Source organism: Billgrantia pellis, from assembly GCF_008297955.1.
Classification (GTDB): Bacteria; Pseudomonadota; Gammaproteobacteria; order Pseudomonadales; family Halomonadaceae; genus Halomonas; species Halomonas pellis.
In genome coordinates, this window is the sequence record NZ_VTPY01000006.1 from 162,848 (window position 1) to 174,957 (window position 12,110).

The 12,110-nt window shown below is 64.2% G+C and carries 10 protein-coding genes; 6 read left to right on the plus strand and 4 right to left on the minus strand.

The window, feature by feature from the left end:
• Positions 1–70 precede the first annotated feature (70 nt).
• The 4 genes from F0A17_RS16270 to yiaK all read right to left on the minus strand — a co-directional run bounded on the left by F0A17_RS16270 (position 71) and on the right by yiaK (position 4,341).
• Positions 71–1,597, minus strand: a complete 1,527-nt coding sequence (locus tag F0A17_RS16270) for a tripartite tricarboxylate transporter permease (protein WP_149329406.1) — start codon at positions 1,595–1,597, stop codon at positions 71–73.
• Positions 1,598–1,602: 5 nt separating this feature from the next.
• On the minus strand, positions 1,603–2,130 hold the full coding sequence (locus F0A17_RS16275; RefSeq protein ID WP_187774718.1) for a tripartite tricarboxylate transporter TctB family protein: 528 nt from the start codon (positions 2,128–2,130) through the stop codon (positions 1,603–1,605).
• A gap of 103 nt (positions 2,131–2,233) precedes the next feature.
• Positions 2,234–3,205, minus strand: coding sequence for a Bug family tripartite tricarboxylate transporter substrate binding protein (locus F0A17_RS16280; protein WP_149329408.1), 972 nt, complete (start codon positions 3,203–3,205; stop codon positions 2,234–2,236).
• 116 nt (positions 3,206–3,321) lie between these two features.
• Positions 3,322–4,341 carry a 3-dehydro-L-gulonate 2-dehydrogenase gene (gene yiaK, locus F0A17_RS16285; RefSeq protein ID WP_149329409.1) on the minus strand — a complete coding sequence of 340 codons (1,020 nt, stop codon included), beginning with the start codon at positions 4,339–4,341 and terminating at the stop codon, positions 3,322–3,324.
• Positions 4,342–4,561: 220 nt separating this feature from the next.
• Here yiaK and F0A17_RS16290 point away from each other — a divergent pair, with 220 nt between their 5' ends.
• From F0A17_RS16290 to dgcA, 6 genes are all read left to right on the plus strand, one after another.
• Positions 4,562–4,879, plus strand: coding sequence for an NIPSNAP family protein (locus F0A17_RS16290; RefSeq protein WP_149329410.1), 318 nt, complete (start codon positions 4,562–4,564; stop codon positions 4,877–4,879).
• Between the two features lie 12 nt (positions 4,880–4,891).
• Positions 4,892–6,550: a thiamine pyrophosphate-dependent enzyme gene (locus F0A17_RS16295; RefSeq protein WP_149329411.1), complete on the plus strand. Its 1,659-nt coding sequence runs from the start codon at positions 4,892–4,894 to the stop codon at positions 6,548–6,550.
• Between the two features lie 258 nt (positions 6,551–6,808).
• On the plus strand, positions 6,809–7,960 hold the full coding sequence (gene gbdR / locus F0A17_RS16300; protein WP_149329412.1) for a choline metabolism transcriptional regulator GbdR: 1,152 nt from the start codon (positions 6,809–6,811) through the stop codon (positions 7,958–7,960).
• Between the two features lie 248 nt (positions 7,961–8,208).
• On the plus strand, positions 8,209–9,186 hold the full coding sequence (locus F0A17_RS16305; protein ID WP_149329413.1) for a dipeptidase: 978 nt from the start codon (positions 8,209–8,211) through the stop codon (positions 9,184–9,186).
• Between the two features lie 193 nt (positions 9,187–9,379).
• A complete protein-coding gene (locus tag F0A17_RS16310) occupies positions 9,380–9,925 on the plus strand; it encodes a DUF5943 domain-containing protein (protein WP_149329414.1) in 546 nt (181 codons plus the stop codon).
• Positions 9,926–9,935: 10 nt separating this feature from the next.
• A complete protein-coding gene (dgcA, locus tag F0A17_RS16315) occupies positions 9,936–12,008 on the plus strand; it encodes a dimethylglycine demethylation protein DgcA (RefSeq protein WP_149329415.1) in 2,073 nt (690 codons plus the stop codon).
• Positions 12,009–12,110: the final 102 nt, after the last annotated feature.

Here is a 12,110-nt window from a genome sequence, read left to right on the forward strand (position 1 = left end):
TTTGTGTCGGCCGAATGGGGGCCGTGAGGAGAAGAGCGCGCCGGAGGCCCCGTGCTGAGCTAAGGTGTCGCTAACTGGCGATGTTTTGTATGCCGGGTGTCTTGGGCTTGCGAACCACCATGAAGTAGTAGAACACAGCGGTCAGCAAGAGGAAGAAAAGGCTGTCGGGGCTGGTGAGGAAGACCATGGGGTTGCCGTCGTTGATGGACAGGGCCCGGCGACAGTACTCCTCGAGGCTGGGTCCCAGCACGAAACCGAGCAGCAGGCAGGCGATGGGGTATTTGTGCTGGCGCAGGACGTAGGCCAGCACGCCGAACAGCAGCGCCAACGCCATCTGGAAGGTGGAGTAGGTCGCCACGTAGCTGCCGACCAGCGCGATGACGGCGATGCTGGAGTACAGCACGTCGCGTCGAATCGACACGATGCGCACGAAGTAGGGGCCCAGCAGATAGAGCGTCAGCGGCACGAGCACCAGGGCGCTGATGAGCAGGGCCGCGAACATCGGTGCCACCAGATGCAGCTGGGTATCGAGGAACTGGGGGCCCGGCTGCAGGCCGTTGATCACCAGCACCCCGAGCACGATGGCCGTGGTGGGGTCGCCGGGGATGCCGAACGAGAGCATCGGCACGAAGGCGCCGCTGCACATTGAGTTGTTGGCCCCTTCGGCCGCGGCGATGCCCTCGCACGAGCCCTTGCCGTAGCGCTCGGGATGCTTGGAGCTGCGCATGGCTTCGGCGTAGGAGACGAAAGCGGCCATCGAGCCGCCCGCACCGGGCAGGACACCGATGGCGTAGCCGATGACGGCGGACTTGATATAGCGGTAGACGCCGATCTCGCGCACTTCTCTGAGCGGCGGGATGAAATCCCGACGACGAATCCTTTCGGCCTTGATGGTATCGGCATCGACGGTACGCCGCCCGCCCTTGCGCGCCTGCACCAATAGCTCGCTGATGGCGAAGCCGCCGATGACCAAGGGCATGATGTCGATGCCCTGCATCAGCGTGCTGGTGCCGAAGGTGAAGCGTGGCACGGGTTGCATCACATCGATGCCCACCGTAGCGACCATGACGCCAAGTGTCGTGGCGACCAGCCCCTTGGGGATGGAGTCGCGCTGGGAAATGACGATGACGATCAGCGCGAAGGCGATCAGCGAGAATTTCCCCGGCGTGCGGATCAGCAGTGCGGCCTCGGCCGCCATGGGCGCGACCACCATCAGCAGGACGGCGCCCAGGGCGCCGCCGATCATGGAGGCCAGCGCCGCATGCCCCAGGGCCTTGGCCCCCTCGCCGCGCTGCTGCATCGGATAGCCCTCGATCGCGGTCATCATCGAGGCCGGGGCGCCGGGGATGTTGATCGTGGTGGCGGTGATGCTGCCGCTGCACATGCCCGCCATGAAGATGCTGGCGCAGGCCACGAGCGCCGAGGTCACGTCGAGGCTGTAGGTCAGCGGCAGCAGCAGGGCGATGGCCAGCATCGAGGTCAACCCCGGTACGGCGCCGAAGAAGGTACCGATCAGGTAGCCGCCCACCATGTAGGCGAACACCTCGGGCTGTAGCAGGGTGGCGAATCCGTTGAGCAGTTCTCTGAAGTAATCCATGACCGTTACGTCCCTAGCGTGGGCAAGCGAACCTGGAAAATGAGCTCGAACAGGGCGTAACCGAGCAGGGTGATGAGCAGGGCCGCGCTAACCTTGACGATCCAGGCGCGACCTCCCTTGCCGGGGCGGGGATTGCCGAACAGGAACGTCAGCAGCAGTACATAGAGGAACGTGGAGACGCTGTAGCCGATGATCGAGAAGACGCCGATGTACACACCGGTCGCCAGGGTGACCCACAGCGCGCCGAAGCGATTGAGGGCCGGCACCCCGGCTTCGGCTTGCGTCTCGGCCGCTGCGGGAGGGGGCGTGTCGACCGTCGCGGTCTTGCCGCTTCCGCTGCGCCCCTGCCAGATCACGATGCCGATCGAGAGGTACATGATCACGGCGAGCACGACCGGGAAGAACGATGCCGTGATGTCGCCGCGCTTGATCGGCGGCATCATCTGCAGGGCTTCCACGAGATAGATCGTGGTGACCGCCAGCAGCAGAACGGGCACGATCCACTTTCCGCTGAACGCGTAGGGGAGCTTCAAGGTTTCACCTCTCCTGGCTGTGGGCATAGCCCCGCCGCGCGGAGGCACGGCGGGGGCGACATTCCTGGTTTGGCGCGAAGCGCGAGGCACGCGTCGGAGTGGCCTAGTCGAGGATGCCCTGCTCCTGGAGCTCCTCCATGGTGGCGAAGATCTCCGCCTGCGTGGTGCCGACCCACTGCGTGACGTCATCGCGTCCCAGCCAGTTCGGCGTTACCCCGACGTCGACCAGCCAGTCCTGGAATTCGTCGCTCTCGTAGGCTTGCTGGTAGGCCGCTTCCAGCTCGTCCAGGATCGGTTCCGGCGTACCGGCCGGGGCGGCCAGGATGATGAAACTGCCCATCTGGATGTCCAGGTCGTGTTCGGAGGCGGGTGGCACGTCCGGGAACGACTGGCTCTGCACGTCGGTGAATTCGATCAGGCCACGTGCATCGCCGCCCTCGATGAGCGAGGCGAAATCGCCCAGGCTGGTGAGTGCAAGGTCGATCTCGCCGTTCAGCAGCGCTTCCTTCTGCGGGGCGGCGCCACCCGGATAGGAGATGATCTTGAAGTCGGCGTCGGTCGCATCCATCAGCTGGAGCAGCGTCAGATGGGTGCGCGCCCCCATGTTCTGGATGCCGGCGCGAATGCTGCCGGGCTCGGCCCTGGCCGCCTCGATCAGCGCCTCGAAGCTGTCGTACTCCGAGTCGGCCGGCACGATGATGGCGTCGGGCTCGCTGGTGATGCGCGCGATCAGGTCCATCTCTTCGGTGCTGTAGCCCGGCAGCATGTCCTGCCACGGCACGGTGATGATGCTGTCGTAGGTCAGTGCACCGAGGGTATAGCCATCGGCCTTGGCGTTGATCAGCTGGATCAGGCCATTGCCGCTCATGCCGCCCTCGATGTTCTCGACATACACGGTGCCGGACAGCGACTCTTCCGCCAGGTCGGTGATCTTGCGCACGATGCCGTCGGTGCCGCCACCGGCGCCCCATGGCACGATCATGCGGATATCGCGGGTCGGGTAATCCTCCGCGGCGTTGGCCGTGGCGGCCACCAGCGCAAGGGTGCAGGCAAGCCCCATGGCTGTCTTGAACATAGCGGTACTCCTTTGTTCTATGACGTTATCGTTGTCGTTCTGCTGTCATCCGGGCGGCATAGAACGGCGAGCCACCCCATTCCTCGTTGCATGACCCTTGTTGCACTCAGGACGCTTCACTCCGCGAGCGCGAGGATTTCCTTCCAGGTTGCGTCGTTGACCTCCACGACTGCATCCGGCGCATGCCTGTCTCGTCGTCGCCGTTCTTGGGTCGACCTGCCCGGCCAGCGTACGGGGACGTCTCCTTCGTCCGGCGTGGCTGCCGCCAGATGGGCGGTGATGCCGTCCACCAAGTGGCGACAGTGCTCCTGACCGCCCAGATGGCGGGGGTCGAAAAGCATGAAGACCTGACAGCAGCCGGTGCCGCTGCCCCGCTGCAGTTCGTCGATCTCGTGGCTGGGTCGGCCCTGGGCCAGCAGGGCCGCGAGTGCATCGAGCAGGATGGCCAGGCCGGAGCCTTTCCAGTACCCGGTGGGCAGAATACGCCGCGTGGCTTCGATCGCTGCAGGCTCCCGAGTCAGCTCGCCCTGGGCATCGAAGCCGCCGTCGACGGGGAGCTGCTTGCCTTGCTGACGCAGCGTCTGGAGCTTGCCGTAGGAGAACTGCGACATGGCCATGTCGAGCACCAGCGGGCTCTCGCCCGGCACGCCCAGCACCAGCGGGTTGTTGCCGATGCTTTGCTGCGACGACCCCCAGGCCGGCATGCACGATTCCGTATTGGTCCACATCAGCGCGGCATAGCCGCGCTCCACGGCATGCCAGCCATAGCTGCCGCCGCGCATCCAGTGGGTGGTGTCACGAACGGCAACGACGCCGATGCCGTGCTCGTCGGCCAGCGCCATGGCGCATTCGGTGGCCTGCATGGCGTTGCGAACCCCAATGCCGAAGTGGCCATCATGAACTTCCAACGCGCCCAGTGCATGAACCCGTTCCAGCGTGGCTTGCGGATTGACCCAGCCACGCTGGACGTAATCGACGAAGCGAGCAACACGGCCGACGCCATGCGAGGCGACACCATCCCAGGTGCTCTCGGCATGAATACGGGCGCACAGCTTGGCGTCCGCACTCGTCAGCCCGGCGCGCTGCAGAACACCTTCCAGAATATGGGTCAGGGTAGTGAAGGGAACCGCTGTCATCGTGTCGCTTCCATTAAGTCATACATCATACAAAAACGTAGTGGCCAAGCGAAACCTGAGAAATACGCCTTTAGTCGCAGGGCGGGAAAGTGTTATCTCTTGGATCGTGCCTCTTGGATCGTGGGTGAACTCAAGGGTTGCAATAAGGGTAATACATAGTATGTATTATTAATGAGGTCGCAGCTTCCGACCCGAATAGCTGATACGAAGAGGCAACGCCATGTTCGTCGATCTACGCACCTACACGATGGTCCCGGGCCGTCTAAACGCTTATCTCGAGCTTTACGAGCGCGAGGGGCTGCCGATCCAACAGCGGCATCTGGGCAATCTGTTGGGTTATTTCGTTACCGAAACGGGGGAGCTGAATCAAGTCGTGCATCTGTGGGGCTACGCGAGCGCTGCGGACCGCGATGCCCGTCGCTCCGCCATGGAGAAAGACCCCGACTGGATCGCCTATCGCAGGAAGAGCGCCGAGGCAGGTAACGTCCAGCACCAGAGCAACAAGCTGCTGCGTCCCACCCGCTTCTCTCCTATATAAAATGAGGTGCCTATGGCTGGCTCATACGAGGACCAGGCCGCGCGCACGGGTGCACAGGTGCTGGTCGATGCATTGCTGAACAACGGTGTGACGCAAGCTTTCGCCGTGCCCGGCGAAAGCTATCTCAGCGTGCTGGACGCGCTCTACGATCATCGGGAGCGCCTGAGGCTGGTCACCTGCCGGCATGAGGCGGGGGCGTCCAACATGGCCGAAGCCTACGCCAAGATGACGGGGTTGCCAGGCATCTGCTTCGTCACGCGCGGACCGGGGGCGTGCCACGCCAGCATCGGCGTGCACACTGCGCGCCAGGACTCGACGCCGATGATCCTGTTCATCGGCCAGGTTGCGCGACACATGCGCGAGCGCGAGGCCTTCCAAGAAGTCGACTATCGCCAAATGTTCGGCCCGGTGGCCAAATGGGTCACCGAGGTCGACGATGCCAGGCGTCTGCCGGAACTGCTGGCGCGCGCCTTCCAGACAGCGATTTCCGGTCGCCCCGGCCCGGTGGTCGTCTCGCTGCCCGAAGACATGCTCGACGATATGGTCCGCGTCGAAGACGCCCCGGCGGCGAGTCGCATCCCCATCGCTCCCGATCCGCAGTCGCTGGCGCGCGTCTCCCAAGCCTTGGAGGAGGCGCAGCGTCCGGTGCTGATCGTCGGCGGTGGCGACTGGAGCGCTCGGGCGGGAGAGCACCTGCGACAGTTCGCCGAAGCGCATCAGGTGCCGATCCTGGCCTCGTTTCGCTGCCAGGATTTCGTCGACAACGAGTCATCGGCCTATGTCGGGCGCCTCGGCCTGGGCGCGTCGGCGCAGGCCAACGCGCTGGTGGAGCGGGCCGACCTGATCATCGCACTGGGCGCCAGGCTGGGCGAGGCCACTACGCAGGGCTATACCCTGCTGGCGTCGCCACGACCGCGACAACGGCTCGTTCACGTGCATGCGGATATCGGCGAGCTGGGCCGGGTCTACCACGGCATGCCGATCAACGCGACCTCGCCGGAGTTCGCCGAAGCGCTGACGACGCTCCCCCCGCGGGCCGGCATGGGGCGTTGGGCCTATGTGGCGCAGGCACGGCAGGCCTTCGAGGCCTACATCAGGAGAGAGCCCTCCAAGGTTCCACTGGACATGCAGACCGTCGTGGCGACGATCGCCGAGACCCTGCCCAAGGACACGGTCTATGCCAACGGTGCGGGCAATTACACCCTATGGCTGCAGCGCTACCTGACATTCCATGCCTTCCGTACCCAACTGGCGCCGACCAGCGGCGCCATGGGGTATGGGTTCCCTGCGGCCATCGGCGCCAAACTGGCCCAGCCGGAACGCAGCGTGGTCGCTTTCGGTGGCGATGGCTGTGCGCTGATGAGCATCCAGGAACTGGCGACGGCTCGCATGCTGGGGCTGAAAATCCTGTTCGTGATCGTCAATAACGGCAGTTACGGGACGATCCGCATGCATCAGGAACGCCGCTTTCCGGGGCGGGTTTCGGGAACCGAGCTGATCAACCCCGACTTCGTTACCCTGGCTCGCGGGTTCGGGCTGCATGGCGAAGCCATCGAGCGCAACGACCAGTTACCGGAGGCACTGTCCCGCTGTCACGCCCATGAGGGATCGGCGCTGCTGGAGATCCGCATGTTTACAGAGACCGCATACGCCACACCGCCGAAGGCATGAAGAAGCCACCTCCCTTCCCTTGTCCATAAACGACGCGCACAGCGTCTGGTTGCGACATCGGAAGGCCGCCTGGCTGGCGGCCTTCCGGTAGATGACCGATTTTTTACGTATCCGAGAGCGACATTTTGGAATATCTTTGATGATCGGCTTGCCTAAGTGCGACACCTCAAGCACTTACCAAGCCCTGACCCTGACACAGCACCCTGACGGGTAAAACATGCCGACAACCACAATGACTCACGGCATTGGAGTACGATAATGGCCACGTCAATCCAGGCTTCTTCCCCCTCCCAGTGCAAGGAACCGGCGCCCCAGACGCTGGGATTCCTGCTGCTGGAAAACTTCACCCTGTTCTCGCTGGCCTCGGCCATCGAACCGCTACGCATGGCCAACCAGTTGGCCGGGCGTGAGCTGTATCGCTGGTTCACCCTAAGCGTGGACGGCGGACCGATTTCCGCCAGCGATGGGCTGCGGGTCACGCCGGACGGCGCCATCACCATGCCGCTGGCACTGGACATGGTCATCGTGTGCGGCGGCGTGGGGCCGGCTCGCGCCGTGCAGCGCGAGCATGTCACCTGGTTGCAATCCCAGGCGCGCCTGTCGCGGCGGCTGGGCGGCATCTGTACCGGCAGCTGGGCGCTGGCCAAGGCGGGGCTGCTTGACGGCTACGAGACCAGCGTCCACTGGGAATGCCTGGCGGCGATGCGTGAGTCGTTCCCCCGGGCCGTGCTGACCACTCGGCTGTTCTCCATCGACCGCGATCGGGCTACCGCCTCCGGCGGTACCGCGCCGCTGGACATGATGCTGACCCTGATCGGACGCGAGCATGGCCGCGAACTCTCTGCGGGCATTTCCGAGATGTTCATCTGCGATCGCATGCGCGGCGAGAACGATCATCAGCGCGTCCCGCTCAAGCACGTATTGGGCACCACCCAGCCCAAGCTGCTGGAAATCGTCGCGCTCATGGAGGCCAACCTGGAGGAGCCCATCGGGCTCGAGGAGCTGGCGGAGTACGTGAATGTCTCCCGGCGTCAGCTCGAGCGGCTGTTCCAGAAGTACCTGAACTGCTCGCCGTCGCGCTACTACCTCAAGCTGCGCCTCACCCGGGCGCGCCAATTGCTCAAGCAGACTTCGATGTCGATCATCGAGGTGGCCTCGGCCTGCGGTTTCGTCTCCACGCCGCACTTTTCGAAGTGTTACCGCGAGTTCTTCGGCCTGCCGCCGCGGGAGGAGCGGCTGGGCATGAATCCGCTGCGCCCACCGGCACTGGTCCAGCAGTCGACCGACAGCCTGTTACTGCAACCGGTCGCCTTCCAGTCCGTGCCGGAACAGCCGATTTCGGCGGCCCTGATGGCGCTCGACCAGGCTCGCGGCGAGCCGACCTATGCCAGCGTGCGCTTGAATCATTGAAGCCTTGGCTCGCGACCATGGCGTCGCGAGCCGTTGTGCCTCATGTCATGCCTGGCGCCCGATGAAGCGGTAGCCAGGCCTTTTCGTGCCCCCCGTTTTCCCTTGTATCCGGACGGCGACGTTGTGCCGCTCGTCGCAGCCACGACAGAGATGACGTTTTTGGAATTATCGCCGTCGCTTCCAGAAGTCGAGGCGTGCCTGGCCGGCGCTATGCTGCCATCAGTCAACCCCGATCCGGAGCACGCCTCATGACGCCCCAAGACCTGCACGACGACGCCATCGTCATCGACGGCCTGATTATCGCCAAGTGGAACCGCGAGCTGTTCGAGGACATGCGCCGCGGCGGACTCACCGCGGCCAACTGCACCGTCTCGGTGTGGGAGGGCTTCCAGGCGACCGTCAACAATATCGTCGCCTCCAACCAACTGATGGCGGAGTGCAGCGACCTGGTGCGGCCGGTGCGGACCACCGCCGATATCACCCGGGCCAAGGAGGAGGGCAAGACCGGCATTATCTATGGCTTCCAGAATGCCCACGCCTTTGAAGACCAGATCGGCTACGTCGAGGTGTTCAAGCAGCTCGGCGTGGGTATCGTGCAGATGTGCTACAACACCCAGAACCTGGTGGGTACCGGCTGCTACGAGCGCGACGGCGGCCTGTCCGGCTTCGGCCGCGAGATCGTCGCCGAGATGAACCGCGTCGGCATCATGTGCGACCTCTCCCACGTCGGCGCCAAGACGTCCGAGGAGGTGATCCTCGAGTCGAAGAAGCCGGTGTGCTACTCCCACTGCCTGCCGTCCGGTCTCAAGGAGCACCCGCGCAACAAGTCCGACGAGGAACTGCGCTTCATCGCCGAGCACGGCGGTTTCGTCGGCGTGACCATGTTCACCCCCTTCCTGCGCGCCGGCATCGACGCCACCGTCGACGACTACGTCGAGGCCATCGAGTACGTGATGAACATCGTCGGCGAGGATGCCATCGGCATTGGCACCGACTTCACCCAGGGCCACGGCAAGGACTTCTTCGAGTGGCTGACGCACGACAAGGGCTACGCTCGTCGCCTGACCAACTTCGGCAAGATCATCAATCCCGAAGGCATCCGCACCATCGGTGAGTTCCCCAACCTGACCGAGGCGCTGCTGCGCCGCGGCTTCAGCGAGGCCCAGGTGCGCAAGATCATGGGCGAGAATTGGGTACGCATCTTGAAAGATGTTTGGGGCGCCTGATTGAGCCAAAGCCGACACCGCGCGCGATCGGGGCGCCGGGGACAGGTCGCAGGAAGGTCATTTGCCATGGATGGCAAATATAGCGCCCAGGGATGGGTTCACAGCGCCTTCGCGAAGGCCTGTCGCCGGAACAGCCCCGAAACCACCAAGCCAATGGCGACCGCCAAGAACAACGATTTTTGAGGACCAGACCGTGACCAAGATGGCCCCTGAGCTTCCCATCGAGGTGGATAGCGAAACCGGCGTGTGGACCACCGACGCCCTGCCGATGCTCTACGTGCCTCGGCACTTCTTTATCAACAACCACACGGCCGTCGCCGAAGCGCTGGGTGTGGATAAGTATGCCGAGATACTCTACCGCGCCGGATACAAGAGTGCCTGGCATTGGTGCGAGAAGGAGGCCGATCTGCACGGCCTGGAAGGCGTCGAGGTGTTCGAGCACTACATGCGGCGGCTTTCCCAGCGCGGTTGGGGCAAGTTCGTGACCGAAGACATCGACCTCGCTGCCGGCACCGCCCGGGTGCGCCTGGAACACAGTGCTTTCGTCTATCAGCTCGGCAAGACGGGGCATAAAGAGGAGTACATGTTCACCGGCTGGTTCGCCGGCGCCATGGACCAGATCCTTGCCGCCCGCGGAAGCCGGCTGCGCACCGCCGCCGAGCAGGTCCAGAGCGCCGCCGAGCCCGGCTGCGACGTGGGTATCTTCACCGTCAAGCCGTTGCCCGACGCCCGGGGTTGAGGAGGTTTCCATGGCATTCGACGCGATCTTCGAGCCGATACAGATCGGCAAGCTGACTATCCGCAACCGTGTGGTCAGCACCGCCCATGCCGAGGTTCATGCCACCGACGGCGGTATGACTACCGAGCGTTACGTCAAATATTACGAAGAGAAGGCCAAGGGCGGCTGCGGATTGTGCATCTGCGGCGGCTCCTCGGTGGTTTCCATCGACAGCCCCCAGGCCTGGTGGAGCTCGGTGAACCTCTCCACCGACCGCATCATTCCGCACTTTCAGAATCTCGCCGATGCCGTGCACAAGCACGGCGGCAAGATCATGATCCAGATCACCCACATGGGGCGGCGCTCGCGCTGGGACGGCTTCGACTGGCCGACCCTGGTGTCGCCCTCGGGCATTCGCGAACCGGTGCACCGCTCCACGTGCAAGACCATCGAGGAGGAGGAGATCTGGCGCATCGTCGGCGACTACGCCCAGGCCGCGCGGCGGGCCAAGGAGGGCGGCCTGGATGGCGTTGAGCTCTCCGCCGTGCACCAGCACCTGATTGACCAGTTCTGGAGCCCGCGGGTCAACAAGCGCACCGACCAGTGGGGCGGCAGCTTCGAGAACCGCATGCGCTTCGGCATGGAGGTGCTCAAGGCGGTGCGCGCCGAGGTGGGCGACGACTTCGCCGTCGGCATGCGCATCTGCGGCGACGAGTTCCATCCCGACGGTCTGACCCACGAGGACATGAAGCAGATTGCCGCCTATTACGACGCCACCGGCCAGGTGGACTTCTTCGGTGTGATCGGCTCCGGCTGCGACACCCACAATACCCTGGCCAACGTGATTCCCAACATGTCCTTCCCGCCGGAGCCCTTCCTGCATCTGGCGGCGGGCATCAAGGAAGTGGTCAACGTGCCGGTGATCCACGCCCAGAACATCAAGGATCCCAACCAGGCCCAGCGCATCCTCGAAGGGGGCTACGTCGATCTGGTGGGCATGACACGGGCGCATATCGCCGACCCGCACCTGATCGCCAAGATCAAGATGGGCCAGATCGACCAGATCAAGCAGTGCGTGGGAGCCAACTACTGCATCGATCGCCAGTATCAGGGGCTCGACGTGCTGTGCATCCAGAACGCCGCGACATCGCGGGAATACATGGGCTTGCCCCACATCATCGAGAAGAGCGAAGGCCCCAAGCGCAAGGTGGTGGTAGTGGGTGGGGGCCCTGGCGGCATGGAGGCGGCCCGCGTTGCCGCCGAGCGCGGGCATGACGTTACCCTGTTCGAGGCTGAAGAGCAGCTCGGCGGGCAGATCACCATCGCCGCCCAAGCGCCGCAGCGCGACCAGATCGCCGGTATCACCCGCTGGTACCAACTGGAGCTGGCGCGCCTGAACGTCGACCTGCGCCTGGGCACCCGTGCCGACGAGGCCACCATCGAAGACCTGCGTCCGGACGTCGTGGTGCTCGCCACCGGCGGCCAGCCCTTCCTCAGCCAGTATCCGGAGTGGGGCTACTCGGAGAACCCCGAGGAGAGCTTGGTGGTGAGTGCCTGGGACATTCTCAGCGGTGCGGTGGCGCCGGGCAAGAATGTGCTGATCTACGACACCATCTGCGAATTCACCGGTGTCTCGGCAGCGGACTACCTGGCCGACAAGGGCGCCAAGGTCGAGATCGTCACCGACGACATCAAGCCGGGAGCGGCGGTGGGCGGCACCACCTTCCCGACCTACTACCGCAGCCTCTACGAGAAGGAGGTGATCATGACCTCCGACCTGATGCTGCACAAGGTCTACCGCGAGGGCGACGCCCTGGTGGCGGTGCTCGAGAACGAGTACACCGGTGCCCTGGAGGAACGGGTGGTCGATCAGGTGGTGGTGGAGAACGGTGTACGCCCGGACGAGGCGCTCTACTACGCGCTGAAGGAACGTTCTCGCAACCGTGGCCAGGTAAATCTCGAGGCGCTCTACGCCGCCAAGGCGCAGCCCTGTTTGAGTGAGCAGGGCGATGGCTACCTGCTGTTCCGTCTGGGTGACTGCACCGCGCCGCGCAATACGCATGCGGCCATCTATGACGCCCTGCGGTTGTGCAAAGACCTCTGAGTTGGCGAAAGCCACCAACGGTGAGGGGCGCCGGGGGCAGGCCGTCGCGAGGGTCATTTGCCATGGATGGCAAATGTAGCGCCCAGGGAAGGGTTCACAGCG